General features: G+C 66.6%; 20 protein-coding genes and 2 tRNA genes. 4 read left to right on the top strand and 18 right to left on the bottom strand.

Annotation, left to right across the window (positions count from 1 at the left end):
- Window positions 1–70 precede the first annotated feature (70 nt).
- The 4 genes from QZY03_RS21685 to QZY03_RS21670 all read left to right on the top strand — a co-directional run bounded on the left by QZY03_RS21685 (window position 71) and on the right by QZY03_RS21670 (window position 2,265).
- Window positions 71–1,255, top strand: coding sequence for a pyridoxal phosphate-dependent aminotransferase (locus QZY03_RS21685; RefSeq protein ID WP_295584509.1), 1,185 nt, complete (start codon window positions 71–73; stop codon window positions 1,253–1,255).
- Window positions 1,256–1,385: 130 nt separating this feature from the next.
- The gene (locus QZY03_RS21680; RefSeq protein WP_295584506.1) at window positions 1,386–1,913 is read left to right on the top strand and encodes a GspH/FimT family pseudopilin; all 528 of its coding nucleotides are present in this window, start codon (window positions 1,386–1,388) and stop codon (window positions 1,911–1,913) included.
- An 85-nt stretch (window positions 1,914–1,998) separates the two neighbouring features.
- Window positions 1,999–2,074 (top strand) — tRNA-Asn (locus QZY03_RS21675).
- Window positions 2,075–2,189: 115 nt separating this feature from the next.
- Window positions 2,190–2,265 (top strand) — tRNA-Phe (locus tag QZY03_RS21670).
- 360 nt (window positions 2,266–2,625) lie between these two features.
- On the opposite strand, the gene QZY03_RS21665 is transcribed toward QZY03_RS21670, so the two are convergent.
- From QZY03_RS21665 to QZY03_RS21580, 18 genes are all read right to left on the bottom strand, one after another.
- Window positions 2,626–4,065, bottom strand: a complete 1,440-nt coding sequence (locus QZY03_RS21665) for an AAA family ATPase (protein ID WP_295584504.1) — start codon at window positions 4,063–4,065, stop codon at window positions 2,626–2,628.
- Complete coding sequence (locus QZY03_RS21660; RefSeq protein ID WP_295584503.1) at window positions 4,062–4,388, bottom strand: hypothetical protein; 327 nt, start codon at window positions 4,386–4,388, stop codon at window positions 4,062–4,064. The genes QZY03_RS21665 and QZY03_RS21660 overlap by 4 nt, the downstream gene beginning before the upstream one ends.
- Window positions 4,385–4,876: a hypothetical protein gene (locus QZY03_RS21655; RefSeq protein ID WP_295584501.1), complete on the bottom strand. Its 492-nt coding sequence runs from the start codon at window positions 4,874–4,876 to the stop codon at window positions 4,385–4,387. Before QZY03_RS21655 ends, QZY03_RS21660 begins: the two co-directional genes overlap by 4 nt.
- A gap of 395 nt (window positions 4,877–5,271) precedes the next feature.
- On the bottom strand, window positions 5,272–5,538 hold the full coding sequence (locus QZY03_RS21650) for a hypothetical protein (RefSeq protein WP_295584498.1): 267 nt from the start codon (window positions 5,536–5,538) through the stop codon (window positions 5,272–5,274).
- The gene (locus tag QZY03_RS21645; RefSeq protein ID WP_295584496.1) at window positions 5,535–5,897 is read right to left on the bottom strand and encodes a hypothetical protein; all 363 of its coding nucleotides are present in this window, start codon (window positions 5,895–5,897) and stop codon (window positions 5,535–5,537) included. The genes QZY03_RS21650 and QZY03_RS21645 overlap by 4 nt, the downstream gene beginning before the upstream one ends.
- Window positions 5,894–6,313 carry a DUF5681 domain-containing protein gene (locus tag QZY03_RS21640; RefSeq protein WP_295584495.1) on the bottom strand — a complete coding sequence of 140 codons (420 nt, stop codon included), beginning with the start codon at window positions 6,311–6,313 and terminating at the stop codon, window positions 5,894–5,896. The genes QZY03_RS21645 and QZY03_RS21640 overlap by 4 nt, the downstream gene beginning before the upstream one ends.
- A 38-nt stretch (window positions 6,314–6,351) precedes the next feature.
- A complete protein-coding gene (locus QZY03_RS21635; protein ID WP_295584493.1) occupies window positions 6,352–6,732 on the bottom strand; it encodes a VRR-NUC domain-containing protein in 381 nt (126 codons plus the stop codon).
- Window positions 6,729–8,150: a 50S ribosomal protein L32 gene (locus QZY03_RS21630; RefSeq protein WP_295584491.1), complete on the bottom strand. Its 1,422-nt coding sequence runs from the start codon at window positions 8,148–8,150 to the stop codon at window positions 6,729–6,731. The genes QZY03_RS21635 and QZY03_RS21630 overlap by 4 nt, the downstream gene beginning before the upstream one ends.
- Complete coding sequence (locus tag QZY03_RS21625; RefSeq protein ID WP_295584488.1) at window positions 8,147–8,572, bottom strand: hypothetical protein; 426 nt, start codon at window positions 8,570–8,572, stop codon at window positions 8,147–8,149. The genes QZY03_RS21630 and QZY03_RS21625 overlap by 4 nt, the downstream gene beginning before the upstream one ends.
- A complete protein-coding gene (locus tag QZY03_RS21620) occupies window positions 8,569–9,021 on the bottom strand; it encodes a hypothetical protein (RefSeq protein WP_295584485.1) in 453 nt (150 codons plus the stop codon). The genes QZY03_RS21625 and QZY03_RS21620 overlap by 4 nt, the downstream gene beginning before the upstream one ends.
- On the bottom strand, window positions 9,018–9,353 hold the full coding sequence (locus QZY03_RS21615) for a hypothetical protein (RefSeq protein ID WP_295584483.1): 336 nt from the start codon (window positions 9,351–9,353) through the stop codon (window positions 9,018–9,020). Before QZY03_RS21615 ends, QZY03_RS21620 begins: the two co-directional genes overlap by 4 nt.
- Window positions 9,353–11,323, bottom strand: coding sequence for a hypothetical protein (locus QZY03_RS21610; RefSeq protein ID WP_295584481.1), 1,971 nt, complete (start codon window positions 11,321–11,323; stop codon window positions 9,353–9,355). Before QZY03_RS21610 ends, QZY03_RS21615 begins: the two co-directional genes overlap by 1 nt.
- On the bottom strand, window positions 11,320–12,228 hold the full coding sequence (locus tag QZY03_RS21605; RefSeq protein WP_295584479.1) for a toprim domain-containing protein: 909 nt from the start codon (window positions 12,226–12,228) through the stop codon (window positions 11,320–11,322). The genes QZY03_RS21610 and QZY03_RS21605 overlap by 4 nt, the downstream gene beginning before the upstream one ends.
- A 128-nt stretch (window positions 12,229–12,356) precedes the next feature.
- Complete coding sequence (locus QZY03_RS21600) at window positions 12,357–13,541, bottom strand: RecT family recombinase (RefSeq protein WP_295584477.1); 1,185 nt, start codon at window positions 13,539–13,541, stop codon at window positions 12,357–12,359.
- On the bottom strand, window positions 13,538–14,488 hold the full coding sequence (locus QZY03_RS21595) for a YqaJ viral recombinase family protein (protein ID WP_295584476.1): 951 nt from the start codon (window positions 14,486–14,488) through the stop codon (window positions 13,538–13,540). The genes QZY03_RS21600 and QZY03_RS21595 overlap by 4 nt, the downstream gene beginning before the upstream one ends.
- Window positions 14,485–14,673, bottom strand: a complete 189-nt coding sequence (locus tag QZY03_RS21590) for a hypothetical protein (RefSeq protein ID WP_295584474.1) — start codon at window positions 14,671–14,673, stop codon at window positions 14,485–14,487. Before QZY03_RS21590 ends, QZY03_RS21595 begins: the two co-directional genes overlap by 4 nt.
- Complete coding sequence (locus QZY03_RS21585; RefSeq protein ID WP_295584472.1) at window positions 14,670–14,951, bottom strand: hypothetical protein; 282 nt, start codon at window positions 14,949–14,951, stop codon at window positions 14,670–14,672. The genes QZY03_RS21590 and QZY03_RS21585 overlap by 4 nt, the downstream gene beginning before the upstream one ends.
- A 192-nt stretch (window positions 14,952–15,143) precedes the next feature.
- Window positions 15,144–16,094, bottom strand: a complete 951-nt coding sequence (locus tag QZY03_RS21580) for a hypothetical protein (RefSeq protein ID WP_295584470.1) — start codon at window positions 16,092–16,094, stop codon at window positions 15,144–15,146.
- Between the last annotated feature and the right edge of the window lie 85 nt (window positions 16,095–16,179).

Below are 16,179 nucleotides of genomic sequence, written 5' to 3'. Positions count from 1 at the left end.
GCACCAATTACGGTAACATGGCTGATAGATTCCAAATCCAACCCTATCAGGCATGCAGAGACCTCCGTCGATGACCATCAAGCTCGCCGCCCGCGTCCAGGCCGTCAAGCCGTCCGCCACCCTCGCTGTCGATGCCCGCGCCAAGGCCCTGAAAGCCGCGGGTAAGGACGTCATCGGTCTCGGCGCCGGTGAACCCGATTTCGATACCCCGGACCATATCAAGGCCGCGGCGATCGAGGCCATCCACCAAGGATTTACCAAGTACACCGCGGTCGACGGCATGCCCAGCCTGAAGGCTGCCGTAGCCGCCAAATTCAAGCGCGAAAACAACCTGGACTTCGCAGTCGACCAGATCCTGGTCTCGTGCGGCGGCAAGCAGAGCTTCTTCAATCTGGCGCTTGCGGTCATCGATCCGGGCGACGAGGTGGTGATTCCGGCGCCGTACTGGGTTTCGTACCCAGACATCGTGCTGCTCGCCGGCGGCGCCCCGGTGCTGGTCCACGCCGGGGCCGAGCAACACTTCAAGATCAGCCCGGCGCAACTGAAAGCGTCCCTGAACGAAAAGACCAAACTCGTCGTCATCAACAGCCCGTCCAACCCCACCGGCATGGCCTACAGCGCGGCCGAACTCAAAGCCCTGGGCGCCGTCCTGCGGGACTTCCCGCGCGCCCTGATCGCCACCGACGACATGTATGAGCACATCCGCTGGGATAGCGCGCCCTTCGTCAACATCGTCAACTGCTGCCCGGACCTCGCCCCGCGCACCCTGGTCCTGAACGGCGTGTCCAAAGCTTACTCCATGACCGGCTGGCGCATCGGCTACGCCGGCGGCCCCGCTGAGGTTATCAAGGCGATGACCAAGGTGCAGTCGCAAAGCACATCCAACCCCACCTCCATTGCCCAGGTGGCGGCCCAGGCGGCACTGGAAGGCCCCCAGGACTGCATCGGCACGATGGTTCGTGCCTTCAAAGAGCGGCACGACCATGTGCTGGAGCGCCTGAACGCCATCCCGGGAATCGAGTGCCTGTCCACCGACGGAACCTTCTACCTCTTTCCGCGTGTGCAACAGGCGATCGATCGGCTGTCCGGGGTCCACAACGACCTGGAATTTGCCGAGCACCTGCTGGAGAAGGTCGGGGTCGCGCTCGTGCCCGGCTCGGCCTTCGGGCTCGCCGGCCATGTGCGCATCTCCATCGCGACCAGTCCGAGCAACCTGGATCAGGCAGTCGATCGCATCGCATCTGCGGTCGGGTAGGCAATCAGGACGCGCGGCCGGGGAACGGCACGTGCGCAGCAAAGCGCAAGACTGATCGTGGTTCCGGCCCCTGGGCCGGGGGTGGGAGGCGGACTAAACTCACGTCAAGACCTTAGGGAGATGTGCCTCCATGAAAGCGGATCGAGCATCCCGACAGACCGGGTTTTCCCTGATCGAGCTGATGTTCACGGTGGCGCTGCTCTCCATCGTGCTGGCCCTCGGTGTTCCGGCCTTTACCGAGCTCATCGCCAGCACGAAGCTGACCAGCGCCACCAACACCCTGATCGGCCACCTGCAGTACGCGCGTGCCGAGGCGGTCAAGCGGGGGCGCGGGCTCGTTGGCGTGGGACCCTACGGGAGCGATACCGCTTGGCTTAACGACGACTCCTGGGAAGGCGGCTATATGGTTGCGGCAGCCGACAACGCCTCCCCTCCCAACCTGCGAGTCTTACGGCGCGTGGGCAAGACTGACCTAGCGTCACTCACGATCACATCGAGCAGAAACGTTGTCTATTTCGAGCGCGATGGGACCGTCCGCGGTGTCGTCAACACGACGCTGCGAATCTGCAGCAAGAATGACCCAACCAAGAAACGTCAAGTCGTGATAAGTTCGATGGGGCGCGTCCGCGCATCCGACCAAGACTTCACGTGTCCGTAACAGGCGCGGTGATGTGACCTCTGAATTTTTTAGAAACTGATTGACTACGGGCTCTGGATCGAATATATTTTTTGGCTCGCGATATTCCCCGGTAGCTCAGTCGGTAGAGCGGATGACTGTTAATCATTAGGTCGGCGGTTCGAGCCCGTCCCGGGGAGCCAATTTTTTGATCTTGACTGATAAGCCTTATCTAGTTGTAATGGTGTGCTCGCAGGTCATTTCACTGCGAGACAGGTGTCAGAGAGAACATGCGGCCCTAGACCGCCCAGTTGCATTGCCCAGGTAGCTCAGTTGGTAGAGCAGGGGACTGAAAATCCCCGTGTCGGTGGTTCGATTCCGCCCCTGGGCACCATAAAAAACAAACAGATACGCCAATCCAAAAGGTTGGCGTTTTGTGTTTCTGGGATTGTGGGTCGGAATTGGGTCGGAACAATCTGTATACGGGTGAATCTTGCCCCGTTCGTCGGGTCGATGAGCGGTAGGCCAGTGACCGCCAAGGCGAACCGGGCGCGTGCCCTGGGTCGGCGCCTCGCGTGGTCCTCGGGGCGGCCTTCGCCGCGGGATCAGCGGGCCGACAATTTCGCGCTCAGAGAAACGCCGTCTGAACGACGTTCACAACGTTCACAATGTTCACGGGTCACTGATCGCACCCATCCGCCCATGAAAAAGCCCGCACAGGGCGGGCTCAGTTGGGATCAGGCGGCGGTACCGCTCAGGTCTGGACGGACTCCAGGGCGACCAACTCGGCCGCGACCTCGGCCGCGGTCCATCCGGCCGCCTTCAAGGCGCGTTTGGTCTTGACTCGGTGGCGTCGTCGCGATGCCGCGGCGGCTTCTTCGGGGCTCTGGGTCGGTGCTGGAAACCGCGGGGCTTCATCGCTCAAAGGTGCCGAATCGTCCAAAGGGAGCAAAGAATGCACTCTCCGGAGAGTGCTCCCTTTGCATTCTTTGGCGGGTTCAATGCTCCCTTTGGCCTCGCGCTCAGCCGGAAGCGTCCATACCCAACTGCCTTGATAGCCATCCTTGCGCCGTTCGACACCAAGCCGATGCGCCGTCCGCTTCACCCGGTCCCATGAGTACCCGGCTCCGCTGGCGTCCTCTTGCATCTGCTTGGCACTCACTGGCCCATCCGCCAGACAGGAACGGATGAACACTTCAACGTCCGATGCTTCGCCCGTCGTGTCCGGGTCCGCGCGGGTATCCGCTCGACTCAGCAACTCCCGCGCGCTCCCCTCCAGAACCTCGCCCCAGATAACCCGCGTTGCAGAGATCCCCGGATACTCGGCAAGCGCGGCAAGGTCCAGGTGGTAGCCGAACCCGCCCGCGTCAGGGCCAAGGTTGGACTTCGCCCGCACCAGGATGCAGCCGCCCCCGTGTTCCTCGGGAAGCTTGGCGGTCGCCAGGACCACACGGGCCAATGCCCCGAAGGCCAGCGAACCCGTTACGCGCTCGGTCGGGTCCCTTCCCTGGGTTCCCTTGGAGAAGTGCGAGACACCCAAGACCGCGACGCCATGCGCGGCGGCCAGGTCCACCAACGGTTGCAGGGCTGAACGGACCTCGGCGTTCTTATGGCTGTCGCCTGTCACCGCCGACACCAGGGGGTCAACGATCAACAGCGCGGGCGGCGGGTCCATGCGCGCCAAGCGCACCGCCAGCGCAGCAATGTCCGTCGCGGGGTCGAACGCCCGTGCCCCGCGCTCTGTGGTGAACCCTGACACCAGATGCACCCGTGCGGGATTGGCCCCGGCGGCGATCAGGCGCGGTACCAGCACATCCGCGGGGGTATCCTCGCCTGACCACATGGCCACGTCCGCGAGCGGGGCGGCGGTCCCGTCCGGCCAGTGTCCACCACGGGTCAGGACGGCCGCGAAGGATAGCCCCAGCGTGGTCTTGCCGGTCCCCGGAGCGCCCGCAATCAGATGCACCTTGCCGCGCGCCAGCCAGCCGCCCCACAACCAAGCAATCGGCTCCGGGGTGATATCCGCGGCGCGGGTCAGGGATACCCCGACCATGGGTCGCCCGGCCGTGGTGGTCGTGGCAACGGCGGCCAGGTGTGCCCGGACCTCGGCCCGACCAACGGCCTCCAGGTCGGCCAGGCTCAAGGGGGCCGCGCCAGCGCGCAGCGGGGGAACCAGAGTGAGGGGCGCGCTCATGCTGCCCCCTCGGCAGTGCCGGCCATGCGGGACGGGTACAGGTGCATCGCCCCGCCCCACAGCAGCAGTTCTTCCCCGTCAGGATCGCCCGCGCCAAGTACCTGCTCCAGGTCGTGCCGGGCATACCGCGCCAGGGCACCGACCGCACCCATGAGCCCCAAAGCGCGGGCGCTGGTCATTGGCTCAAGCCAGGTCTCGGCCCCAATGCGGTCTACCGCGGCCGCCGTCAGTAGCTCGGTCACTGCTTCGATCCCGGCCAGGGCCGCGCCAAGTTGGCGGGCTGAACACAGCAGCCGGGCGCGGGTGTCGTTGGGCGCGCTCATGCTGCCCCCTCGGCCTCGTCCAGTGCCTCAAAGACAGCATCAAGCCGATAGTCCAGCATGTCAGTCGCCAGCCGCGCACAGTCCACCAGTGCGGCAAGGTTGCCCTGAGTGGCGAGCGGCGAGGGATCAGCAACGCTCAACGCACTGTCGTGCAACAGGTCATAGACCAGCGTCAACACCCGATGGACTGATGCCGGGCCGTTCTCAAGGTCTTGACGATGAAATTCAAGCTCGTAGCGTAAACGCTTGGGCGTCTTGGGCACCCCCTGATGAACAGCGGCCTCCGCTCCCGGTTGAGCGGCCGTCTCCGCGGTGGCCAGGTCGTCCGCCAGGCGGCTTAGGATCGCGGACAGGCCAAACGAATCAGTCTCGCCGGTCAATTCATCAGCGGGTAGGTGGGCCAGAACGCGCAGTTGAGCGGCGGTCTCGCTCACCACGTCGGCAAGGGCCAGGGTCGAATCGTTGGCGGCGGTGGGTATCGTGGGCATGATGGGTTCCTGTGCTGTGAAGGAACCGCCGTCCCGGTACTAATCGGTGGCGGCGGGAACGCGCAGGGTTAGTACTACCGGGCACAAGGAACCGGCGAGCCTTGCGGCTCCCCCACACGTCCCCGCCATAGAAGGGCAGGCACGAAAAAACCGCTCGCGCGGCCTTTGGGCCTCATGCTGTCCGGGGTACTAATCCCGGCCGCCCATGTGGAGCGGCAGGAACATCATCAGTCGGCGGGTGCGGGTGCGTCAAGGGGTTGCCCGGACCTCGGGCGCCGGTTGATCGGCTGCGGCTATCGGGCACAAGCGTTGCTTATTTACTGCAAGTTGTTGACTAGAAGTAGACGCAAAAACTGAGCCCGATAGGGTATATCGATGACCTGACCGGGCTCCGGTCAGCGTGTATCGGGCTGTCCCGCGCCGGTCGTCAAGCCGGGCCAGCCCCGCCGCTCAAACGCAGCCGGTTCAGCCGGGCACACGTTGACGAAATCCATAACCCAGACCAGGCTGAACGTCTCAGCGGGGCGCCCAAACCCGGCCGCAGCACGCGCGGTGGCAGCGGCGTGGGACTCACCCGGTTGCACGATGACGAACAGGGACCCGCCCCACCTGGCGTGCGTGCGCTCCAGGGAGTCCAGGCGGCGCTTGAGGGTCGTGCTCATGGCGTCAGTAACCCGGTCTCGCGCATCCATTGGGCTTGCCGTGGATCGGCAAGTCCAGCCGTGACCGCCACCGCCAGCAAGGCGCGGTGTGCGCTCGACGTGCGGGCCTCCCGACAGAGCAACGCCAGCACGCGCTGAGTGCGCTCGATGGGGCTCAGTTCATGGTGCACCGTGGTCGGGTGCGGCGGCAGGCGTGCCAGGGTGTGCTGCCAGGCGGTCACGTCCTCACCGGCCGCCGTGCGGACATAGAGGTTCAGCAGTCCCCAGCGGCGGGCCGGGTGGTCGGCCGCCACGGCGATGGTGCGCGCTTGGTGGTCGGTCTCCAGTTGGCACAGTCGGCGGCGCAGCGAGGCGCTCATGGTGCCTTCTGCGTGGTTGTGGTCGCCCGCTCCAGGGCCTCAATGCGCTCGGTCAGTTCGCAGACTTCCTTGACCCGTGCCAGTGACGCCAGGACCGCGGCGAACGACGCGGCTTGATCGGGCGTTGCGCTCCCGCTCGCCAGGGCCGCCAGCACCGCCGTCGCTGCGCCGGTCAGGTTGGCAGGGCCGGTGCCAAGGGCCAGCGGCGCGGGCGCGTCTACGGTCTTGAGGCTGGGCAGTACGCGGTCCAGCAGCAGCTTTGCCGCCGCCGTGTCCCCGTCCTCGGCCTTCTGTTGCATGGCCTTCAGGATGTCGGGAACCCCCTCGGCGATCTGCGCACGCAACTTGTCCTGCTTGGTCAGCGCGCCAGGCTTGCGACCGGCCGGATTCCCGGACTTCCCTTTGACGAACGGCATTGCTCCCCCCTTGCTTCAATCAGCGATCAATGCGCCGATCAGTCTACCGCTCTATCCAGGTCCGCCGCCGACCGTGCCAGGATCGCCAAACCGCCCTTGGTGCGCACGAACGCCAGGAACCGGGCCTGTTCTGGGGTGGTTCGCCCGCCCGGTCCCTTGACCTCGATGCCGATGAACTGCGCCAGCGTGGTGCCGACCATCGCGGGGGTGACCTCCAGCGGGCGCAAGCCGATCAGATCAGACGAGCCCTTGCATAACCCAGCGTGCAACGGCCGCGGGTGGCGGATCAGCAGCGACCCATCAGCCAACCACGTCGGGTCTCCGGTCCAGGCTTGCCCGGTGTTGTTCCTCCAGGTCGTCCAGCCGGCCGCACTGGCGGCCAGCATGATGTCGCGCTGGATGCGTCCCTCGTTGGTCATCGGCTGGCCCTCCGGGGCGCCTGGGAGCCTTGGCGGGCGGCGTGAACGCGCTCGGCCCAACCGGGGCGATACCCGCGCGCTGCACCCAAGCGGCGCAGGTCCTCCAGGGTCTTGGCGTCGCGTTGCGCTTGCTTGGCGGCCTCCCGCGCGGCTTCCCGCTCAGCGGCGCGTTGCACCTGTGCGAGCTCCCCGTCTACCTGTTCCAGCACGCGCGGTTGCACCGGGTAGACGAACCCACAGGAGGGGCAGGCACGCGCGGGCCGGTGGACCGTGTAGCAGACGGGACACTGCTTGATCGCCAGGTCGGGCGCAGGGTCCGTCTTGCGGCGCTTGCGACCCTCCAGGGTCCAAACCCGATCATCATCGGGTAGGCCGTGCCGGTGGCAGTTGCCCACATGATCCAGGATGGTCGCGTGCCCCTTGCCGGGGAACGGCCGCAGGGCTCGGCCTACCTGTTGCAGGTACAGCCCCAGCGACTGCGTTGGGCGCAGCAGGAGCGCGGCGGCCACGATGGGGATATCCGTCCCCTCGCTGATGATCTCGCAGGAGGTGAGGACCTGGAGCGCGCCCGTGCCAAGGTCCGCGATCCGCCGTGCCCGCGTCGCGTCGTCAAGGGTCCCGTCGATGCTCGCGGCCTGGTAACCGGCCGCCCGGAATGCGCCCGCGACATGCTCGGCATGGGCCACCGACGCACAGAAGGCAATCGCGGGTTGTCCGGGACACAGCCGAGCGTAGTGGGTGACCGCCGACCCGGTGATGACCGGCCGGTCCATCGCTTCGGCCAATTCATCTCGCGCGAAGTCCCCGCCAATGGTGCGCAGGTCGCTCAGGTCCGGGGCGCCGGGCGGGGCGTAGACCACGGGCCGCGACAGATAGCCCGCGTCCACCAGGGCCGCCACGGTGGGACCCAGCACCAGGGCATCGAAGAAGCCCCCGGCCGCACGCCCGAGCCCCTGCCCGTCGAGGCGTTGCGGGGTCGCGGTGACCCCCAGCACCCGCGCCTCGGCGAAGTGCGTCAGGACCCGGCCGTGCCCGGTGGTGCGGGTGGCGTGGTGGCTCTCATCAACCACGATCAAGGTCGGGCGCCAGTCCAGCCCAGCCAGCCGCCGCACGATGGTTTGCACACTGGCGACCTGAACCGCGTCGGCGGTCGGCGGGTGGCCGGGGGCAATCAGTCCGTGCGGCACGTCGAAGGCGCTCAAGGTCTGGCTGGTCTGGCGGATCAACTCTTGCCGATGGGTCAGGATCAGCACCCGGCCACCGCGGGCCATGGCCCCAGATGCGACGCAGGAGAACATCACCGTCTTACCACTGCCTGTCGGAGCCACCAGCAGCACCGCACGGGCGCCGTTGGCAAAGGCGGTGCGGGTGTCCGCGAGGGTGAGGGACTGGTAATCGCGCAGCACGATGGCGGTCATTGGGCGCCTCCCGCGACCTGTTCATGGATCTCCAGGACGCGCCCCCAGAACCGGCCTTCCGCGTCGTGGCGGGCGTCCGCCAGGCTGAGCCCCGGAGCAACCAGCGTCACCCAGCGGGGTGGTTGCGGGTCGTCCATCGTTACCAGGATGCGGTAACAACGCATCGCGGTGTGCGCCTGGGCCTCGGCCACGTGGCGCGGCTCCCTGGCGTCGAACTCCAAGGCCTCGGCGATGGCTTGCCGGTCGGCGGCGTCCAGCGCCGGCGGGGTCAGCAGTTCCAGCAGGGCGGCTTTGTGCTGGCGTAGCACCGGGGTCCACTGCGCCACGGCCACGGTCGGACCGCGCACCTTCAGGGTGGCGCCCTCCAGCGCCAGCGTCAGCCCCGCGGCGCGCAGGGCACCCATCAGTGCAACCGGGGTCATCGGGGGGCCTCCATGGCGCCGGCGGCGGCCAGGCCGCGCAGTTCCCCGCGCACCGTGGCGATGGCCTCGCGCATCCACTGGCGTACCGTCGCCTCCGATACGGGCTCACCGAACTTACGGGTCAGCACCTGGGCGACGACGCCATAGGTCACGTCCGGTCCGCCGCCGAAGTAAACCGCCAGCAGCAGCGGCCAGCGCCGATCATCCAGCCGCAGCCGTGCCACGATCTGATCTACCTGTTCGGCCAGCGGATCATCGTCCAGCCGTTGCGCCCGGCCCGACCCGTGGATCAGGGTCCCGTCGCGGCGCAGTTGGCCCTCCGTCGTGGCATGGGCATAGCCCTGGACGATCCCGCCGCCGTGACGCAGCCAGGCGCCCCAGCGCACCAGGCACGCGCGGGCGTAGTCGGGGGTGCGGTCCGTGGTGTAGACGGCGGGGGGTTCGCTCATGGCGCCCCCGCGGTGGTCTGGCCCTCGTGCGGGTCGGCCTCGGGTTCTACCAACGCACCGGGATACCAGGCTTCGACCTCGCGCCGGCTGGCGGGCGGGGTGAACGAATGCGACACGCGCCGGCCGTCCGGGTGGGTGACGAGCCACAGGCGGTGGGCAGCGTCGGCGGCGGGCCTGGACAGCAGTTCCAGCAGGGCGGGCTTATTGGCGCGGATCAGGGAACGGGCGTCATCGGTCAGGGACTCCTTGGGGGTTGCGAGCAAGGCGCCCGCGCGGACCTCCAGGCGGATACCGGCCGCGTTCAGGTGGGTCAGGACGGCGGCGGCGGTCATCAGAACGCCTCCGCGGTGTCGTCGGCCGGGTCACACACGCGCGTCAGAGAAACGCCGTCTGAACTACCGTCACAACCATCACAACCGTCACGCCCGTAGTTTTCCCCGCGTTTGACGGTGACCGTAACCCCGGTTCTCCCGTGCGGACTGATTCCTATGGAGATTCCAACCTGAGCCAGGGCCGGACGTTGGCGGCGCAGGGCGTCCCCCAATCCCCGCGGCGAGCGGGGCCAGGCTTCGGCACCGTCGCGAAACCCGGAAAGGTCGCTGAGTAGCTGTTTCCAGTTGCCTGTCCACGGGTACTCTCGGTCCGCGACCAGTTGACGCACGGCGGTTGCTACCGGCGATGAATCCAGACTGCGCTTGACCGATTCGCGGCGGTTGCCCTGGTAGAGCCTGAGGAAGTCACCGTCAGGCTTGCCTTGAGCGATCAGCATGGCCTCTCCGAGTGCCGCGTAATCCGCCATGCGCGGCGGCTTGGGCAGATTGACCGCGGGCAGGGCGGCAAGCGTCGCAACGAAAAGATCCAGCAACCCGCCGACGATCTGCGGCGCGTCGCGCTCAAAGTCCGCGTCGATGGCGGTCTCGGTGCGGTAGGTCTCCAGTTCGGGAAGGTCGATATGGATCACGCGGTCGGTCAGGTCTTGCGCGGTCACCAAGGGCACGATGCCGTTCAGTGTGACCGGGCGCTTGGCCTCAATGAGCGTTTCGTCCGCGTTGGTGTAGAGGGTGCGGCCAGCGAAACCGCCCCCGGTGGCGAGGCTGCACAGCGCATCTTGAAGCGGCGCCGACAGGTGCGACAGGTTGTTGAGGCTCGCAACCCAGTTTGAGCCAGCCGATACAAACAGGTCCTCAATCGACTTCGGGGCCGCCCGCAGGTCTACCGCGTTGGGATCAATGCAGCGGCGGATTTTGGCCTGAGTCGAGGACTTCGCGGTGCCTTGTTGGCCGGTGAGTTCCAGCACGGCAAACGGCGTTTCCGGGCGCCAGGCGTCGAGCATCCATGACAGAACCAGCGGGCGGGCGGCTTCGGGGATATTGGCGTACTGCCACAGCAGGGACAGGTTTCCGCCTGGGACCGGCAGCGGCAGCGGTCGCATGGTGGACGGGCGCCAGAAATTCACGGGCGGACGTGACACCAGGCGCCAGCCGGCAGGCGACACCGCGATGGCGCCCAAGCGTTCCGCTCCGATGTCAATGTAATAGATGCCCTCGTGCTGGGCGGCGCGCAGGTAGACCGGCTGCTCGTCGCCTTCGTGTCGCGCGATCCCGGTCAAGGTGACGCGGGCCGTGCGGATGGCCGTATCACTCGCCGCGCGTCCTTGCCCGGTGGTGGCCTTGGCGTCTGCATAGAACCGAAAGCTCAACCAGTCCGCGAACGCCTGGGTATCGAGTCGAAAGGTCAGGCGCGGGCCGTCCCCGGTCAGGGTCGCGTAACAGGCACCGTCCGGAGCATGGAACAGTGCGGCGCAGTCTTGGACCAGTGCTACCAGTTCATCGGCAATGGTCGAATCGTCAGCCGGGCCGCCGTCCGGGCGGGTCTCGCGGTCAATGTCCCCCATCTTCAAGCCAGCGGCGCGGGCGGCATCCTTGATCTGGCCGCGAAGCCTAAACCAGTCATCGGGCGCTTCGTCGCGCAACAGTCGCGCGGCGGCGTTGAACTCGCCGCTCGCCAGGACACCGGGGTTTTCTGCGCTCCCCGCGATGGCTGCCCGGCAGGACTCGACCGCGGCGGCGATGGCTTCCGCCTTGGGGGCGTCGGTGTGACGGTCGTGACGGTCGTGACGGTGGTTTGAGTAGCTGGTCTCTGAGCTCCCTGTGTCAGGCTCGGCCCCTGGTCCAGGGTCGCCGTCCTCGCGCGGCGGCGGGCCGCCAGGTTCGGGGTCGGCGGCAGCGTTCAGTAGATCAGTCACCGGGCCGGTGGACCCACACGCACACAGCGACCCCAGAAGGTTTTCTGGCATGTTCATGCGACGCCCCTCCCTGCCATGGCGCGCAACCGATACCAATCGTTGTAGTCGGTCGGCTTACCGGACAGGTCCAGGCCGGTGAAGTCCGGTACCAGGAGCTTGGCGCCGATGGCAAGGGCCGCCTCCCGGCCCTTGGTGACACCGGGATTGCCTGGGGTCCAGGCGTCATGGTCCGCGCAGACGATAACGGCCTCGCTCGGGTGCCGCGTGCGGACAGCGCGCGCCACAGCCAGGAGGTTGCCCGCCGCAAAGGCGCAGTAGGTCCGGGCGCCGGTCTGCTCGTGGAGCGTCGCGCCGGTGGCGAACCCCTCGCACAGCAGGACCTCGGGCCGGGTGACGGCGGTCTCGATCAGGTACCAGCCGCCCGCGATCCGCCCGCCCTTCAGGAACCGCTTGGGCGGGGTCCGTTCCGGGTCGATGGTCTGAAGGCTGGAAAGCGCACCGTCGATGGTGACCGGAATCACCAGCCGCGGGCCGTGCTGCCGAACGCCATGGGCGCCGATGGCCTTGGCGATCAGGTACGGGTGCGCCGGGTCAGCGGGCGTGGCGCGGGTCCACAGGGCCGTAGCGACCGCCGCGCCGGCAGCGTGCCGGGCCGCATCGGCGGCTTGGCGCTCGGCCTTGGCGCGCTCCACCACGCGCCGCAGGTCGGCCCGTTGGTCGGCGGTCAACTGGTCGCGTGCCACGGAACACCAGGTATGAACCTCGCCAGACTTCCATGATCCGAACGCCCCAGCCGCAACACCATCCAGGTGGAGCGAGAACCAACCGTTGCGGGTGCCTGACTTATCGCCTTCCACCTGGAAGCGGTGGACCTGCCCATCGGCGATGATGGCGCCAGGTGACCCAAGGCCAGCGCCGACGATGGCGGCGGCGAAGTCATCCGGGGCACGCCAACGGTCCATCGCACTGTACGGATGCACAGCCCCCGTGGACGCGGTATGATCCGCCTGTCGCTCTGTCGTGTGCGACCCTCCCCGCGGCTCGTCCGGACCCCTCCCGGACGGGCCGTTTTCATGTGTGGCGGCGGCCATCAGATGACCCCCTCCGACCATGCGTCGGCGTCAGGCTCCGGCCCAGCGTCGAGCGCCGCCGGCGGCGCCTCGGCCGCGGCGCCAGCGGCGGCCAAGGCGGCGCGCTCCAGCCGCTCGATGACCTCCGGGTCTGCCCCGCGACGGCGGCGCCATACTCCATCATCGGTGCAGGTCCGGCCCACTGAGTGCGCCCCCTCGATCCACGGACACCCGCGCGCGTCGCGCAACTCGCCGGTCTCGGGGTCGGGTTGCGGCCAGGCTGGCGGCGGGGTGGCAGCGTCGGCGGGCGTTTCGCGCGAAACGCTCTCGGCAGCGTTGAGCGCATCGCGGCGGGCAGCAAAGGCGGCGCGGGCCTCGGTTTTGGCTCCGGGGTCGGTCAGCGTCGCGGCCAATGCCGCAGCGGACTGAAGTCCGTGGGCGTCCTGCGCTTCATCAATGAGGCGCAGGACCTCGGCCAGGTCCGTAGCCGGCTCATCCTGGGGCTGTGCCGCGGGGGCGCTGGTACGTTGGCGCAGCCGTGCCTTGATCGCGGATGCACGACTGCCTGATGGGGCGGGCGGTTCCACCACATCGGCGGCGCCCATGTGGCGTTCCTCGGCGTCGTGCAGCTCGTCCACCGAGTAGACCCCCAGCAGCGCATCGGGAGCGTGCAGCCGCGCCCATCGCTTAGTCGCCAGGTAGGCCAGTTGCTGACGTGGGTCCGCTCCCCAGAGGGGTGAGTTGCGCACATCCCCGACCTGGGCCATAGACACCCGCAGGACGCGCGGCGCGGACTCCCCGCGCAGTGTCGCTGACACGGTGCAGGCGCGATCCTCGGACCGATCGGTTTTGCCGCTGATGCCTGCCCAAGCGCCTTCCCATGCGTAGCTGATCCGCGAGGCCAGCAGCGGCGATGAACTGACCACGGCGTTGACCAACTGGGCTTCATACCCGAGCGAGCCGTTGACTACGTGGGTTTTCTGGGCGACCGCAAAGGGGTTCATCTGCCATTGCGCGGCTTGCATGACGATGGCGAGGCAATCTCCAGGACTCCCGACCAAGTGCTTTGGAATGGCGATCCGCGCACCGGCCATGGCCTCAGCCATTGACTGCATGGCCCGGATCGTTGTCGGATCGAAGATCAAGCCTTGCGTGGTGACGCTGGGCAAGGCGGTGACAACCTCAGTCTGTAGGTCCGTCGTCATGCAGGGATCTCCTTGGTCAGGCGCAGCACGCGGGGGCCGGGGGCGCTGGTGGTGTGGGCTTGGATCAGTTCATTCGGCGCGTTGAGGCTGGTCGCAACCGCGCGCCAATCGGTCTTAGGGCTGTCCTTGTTCGCACGGAAGGTGAGGATTTGCCGCCCGTCGTAGCTCATCGCGTCCGCGTCGCCAATGGCCGGAATGAGGCGGTCACGGATCGCCTTTTCGGCGTCCTCAAGCGCCTTGAGTTGGCCCTTGATCTGGTGCAACTCGCGCACGTCGTCATAGAGGGCTGAGTCGGCCTCAATGATCTTGCCGGCTGTATGTCGTGCCCATCGTTGGCGGGCCTCAACCTCCGAATGCGGATCGGGCGGGGTGTCGGATTGAACGCACTGCCAAAACTCCGCGATGCCCGTCTCGATCAGGCGGTGCAGTTCCGGGTCGGCCTGGATCGTATAGATCTTCAATTCCGGACCGGGCACTAGGGCCACGACATAGGCGATCTGCGCGCCGGTCAGCAGCAGGTACCCTTGCATTTGCAGCAACACGCCATCGTCCACTTCGTCGGTGCCGTCCTCGCCGAAGCGATGCCGGGCGCCGAATCCGAGTGACGTTTTCATATCGACTATTGGGCGCACTGTCTCGCCGCGCAGCCGCTCGGCGCGATAATCGACGTGCCCGATCAGCGGTAAGTCTGGGTGCAGGTATTCGCGCCGATCGCGGCGCAATGCGCGCCCCAGCCGCTCGGCCGCGAGTGGCATCAGGACCGGCTCCATCGGCTCCCCGATCTTGACGCGCAGGTAACCGCTAATGTCGGGCCGCTCCGCCCGTCCGGTGTATTGCTGCCATAGCTGGTATCGGGTGCCGTATTGCGACAGTCCGAGTGCCGGGGCGATCTGCGAGCATCCGATGCGCTCGCGATGACTGGCGGCGATGTCGATCATGGTGGTCATGACCTACCCCCCTGGCGCAGGGCCTCGACCTCGACCCGCAGGGCCTCGACCTCGATCGTCAATGCATCCACGATGGCGCTCGCCACAGGATCGAATCCCCGGCACACCCTGGCGCACACCCAGCGGCGGACCCGCACCAGGGTGCGGCGGTACCAGGGGATACGGGGCCAAGCGTGGGCGGTCATACCGCACCCCCGGCCGCAGGCTGAGCCGTGCGGCGGGCGCGGGTGGGACGGGTGGGCGGTGCGGGCGGGGGCGACTCGCCGCGCGCAACGGCGTCTACTTGATCCGCGGGCCAGACCAGGCGGCGGTTAGGCAGTTTGACCGGGCGGACGCCCAGATACTCACCGCGCTCGCAGAGCGCGACACGTAGGGTATTGGGCCGCGCCAGCAGGATGCTCGCGGCCTGGTCGGTGGTATAGCCGCGCGGCGGGGTGCTGGCGGGGAGGGGCGTGGTAGGCATGGCGTCAGGCTCCTTTCGGGGCCGGCAATGGCGACGGCCATCGCTCGGTGACGCTCACGGTATACGGGTCTATTCGGCGGCGGAATTGGGGTGAAACTGGGGTGCCACGTAATCACCCCAGTCTTACCCTAGAGTGCTCTTAATCGAATCAATAACTTGCTGCGCTAAAAAAATTACGAAGACATCCCAGCTTCACCCTAGTTCTTCGCGTACCTGCTCGATGCGATCCTGATAGTAATTGCTCGACTTCGCGCCTGAGCGGAACTTGAGCCATCCCTTAATGTTGCCCTTGAACGTACCCAACTCGACGTCGAAGTTCGGGCCGTCAAGCGTTTTGCACATCTGCAGTAGGTCATTCCTCACGCCGGGCATCGCCGTTAGATCAAGCTCGCAATCAACCGTTTGCAGCGCAGCAAGAATCCGCTGAAGTTTCCTGCGGCGGGGCTCGGGGCCAGAGCCCGGTAGAGGGAGGTTATCGTTTGACGTTACGGGTGGCTGATGATCTGGAGCGGTGGGCAGCGGGGAGGCTTGCGCAGCACTCAACGGCTCACCCGGTTCCTGGTCGCTTGGTGCAGGTGGCTCAGCGCAAAGAGGCGGTGCGACGGATGCCTCGGCGCCTGTCAGGAGCCGCTCAAAGCCTTCCATGATGACACTGCGCAGTTCAGAAGAAATCAGCGGATAGCGGACAAGTTGTCCGTCTCTTTGTTGCTGTTCCGGCCAATGACTTAAGCGTTCGAGATAAACCCGCTCGAACTCATCCCACCAGACGAATACCCCTTTTGGCAATCGACCCAATACTGCATCATCGTAATTGCTATCCCTCTGCGGGTCGGGAATAGCCAATCCCGATTTATCAAAGAGACGCGGGTGCTGAGGGTCGTCTAGCTCCTGCGACAGCGCCAGTACATCCGTTAGTACGCGGAGCCATTGAACGGGCAAGACCTCGATGATCTTGCCATCTTCGGTGAGTTGATAGGATTGCACATGGAGCAATATCCTACTGCCGTAGCATTGGTTTAGCTGTGTCAGTTCGCGGGCGATCCGCTCAGCGTAAAGGCGATCAGGTGCTACGCGAGGCAGGGCTCGCACCGGGATTGCCTCCCGCAGCCGCCCGTGGTCCGGAATCAGGACGATAACATTCATAGCGCACCTTCCAGCGCAGGGCCTTCAAGCAGGGGCCGCGCCAACCGGGTGAAGGTGCCCGGTGTTCCCCCCGTCGGGGTAGGCG

Source organism: uncultured Lamprocystis sp. (assembly GCF_903933125.1).
GTDB lineage: Bacteria > Pseudomonadota > Gammaproteobacteria > Chromatiales > Chromatiaceae > Thiodictyon.
The sequence above is the reverse complement of the archived record's forward strand: the minus strand, read 5'-3'. Positions and strand labels throughout refer to the sequence as shown.

Excerpts from the sequence above, each read along its gene's own strand:
- QZY03_RS21685 (WP_295584509.1), top strand. The coding sequence starts at position 71 with ATGACCATCAAGCTCGCCGCCCGCGTCCAGGCCGTCAAGCCGTCCGCC.
- QZY03_RS21680 (WP_295584506.1), top strand. The coding sequence starts at position 1,386 with ATGAAAGCGGATCGAGCATCCCGACAGACCGGGTTTTCCCTGATCGAG.
- QZY03_RS21665 (WP_295584504.1), bottom strand. The coding sequence starts at position 4,065 with ATGAGCGCGCCCCTCACTCTGGTTCCCCCGCTGCGCGCTGGCGCGGCC.
- QZY03_RS21660 (WP_295584503.1), bottom strand. The coding sequence starts at position 4,388 with ATGAGCGCGCCCAACGACACCCGCGCCCGGCTGCTGTGTTCAGCCCGC.
- QZY03_RS21655 (WP_295584501.1), bottom strand. The coding sequence starts at position 4,876 with ATGCCCACGATACCCACCGCCGCCAACGATTCGACCCTGGCCCTTGCC.
- QZY03_RS21650 (WP_295584498.1), bottom strand. The coding sequence starts at position 5,538 with ATGAGCACGACCCTCAAGCGCCGCCTGGACTCCCTGGAGCGCACGCAC.
- QZY03_RS21645 (WP_295584496.1), bottom strand. The coding sequence starts at position 5,897 with ATGAGCGCCTCGCTGCGCCGCCGACTGTGCCAACTGGAGACCGACCAC.
- QZY03_RS21640 (WP_295584495.1), bottom strand. The coding sequence starts at position 6,313 with ATGCCGTTCGTCAAAGGGAAGTCCGGGAATCCGGCCGGTCGCAAGCCT.
- QZY03_RS21635 (WP_295584493.1), bottom strand. The coding sequence starts at position 6,732 with ATGACCAACGAGGGACGCATCCAGCGCGACATCATGCTGGCCGCCAGT.
- QZY03_RS21630 (WP_295584491.1), bottom strand. The coding sequence starts at position 8,150 with ATGACCGCCATCGTGCTGCGCGATTACCAGTCCCTCACCCTCGCGGAC.
- QZY03_RS21625 (WP_295584488.1), bottom strand. The coding sequence starts at position 8,572 with ATGACCCCGGTTGCACTGATGGGTGCCCTGCGCGCCGCGGGGCTGACG.
- QZY03_RS21620 (WP_295584485.1), bottom strand. The coding sequence starts at position 9,021 with ATGAGCGAACCCCCCGCCGTCTACACCACGGACCGCACCCCCGACTAC.
- QZY03_RS21615 (WP_295584483.1), bottom strand. The coding sequence starts at position 9,353 with ATGACCGCCGCCGCCGTCCTGACCCACCTGAACGCGGCCGGTATCCGC.
- QZY03_RS21610 (WP_295584481.1), bottom strand. The coding sequence starts at position 11,323 with ATGAACATGCCAGAAAACCTTCTGGGGTCGCTGTGTGCGTGTGGGTCC.
- QZY03_RS21605 (WP_295584479.1), bottom strand. The coding sequence starts at position 12,228 with ATGGACCGTTGGCGTGCCCCGGATGACTTCGCCGCCGCCATCGTCGGC.
- QZY03_RS21600 (WP_295584477.1), bottom strand. The coding sequence starts at position 13,541 with ATGACGACGGACCTACAGACTGAGGTTGTCACCGCCTTGCCCAGCGTC.
- QZY03_RS21595 (WP_295584476.1), bottom strand. The coding sequence starts at position 14,488 with ATGACCACCATGATCGACATCGCCGCCAGTCATCGCGAGCGCATCGGA.
- QZY03_RS21590 (WP_295584474.1), bottom strand. The coding sequence starts at position 14,673 with ATGACCGCCCACGCTTGGCCCCGTATCCCCTGGTACCGCCGCACCCTG.
- QZY03_RS21585 (WP_295584472.1), bottom strand. The coding sequence starts at position 14,951 with ATGCCTACCACGCCCCTCCCCGCCAGCACCCCGCCGCGCGGCTATACC.
- QZY03_RS21580 (WP_295584470.1), bottom strand. The coding sequence starts at position 16,094 with ATGAATGTTATCGTCCTGATTCCGGACCACGGGCGGCTGCGGGAGGCA.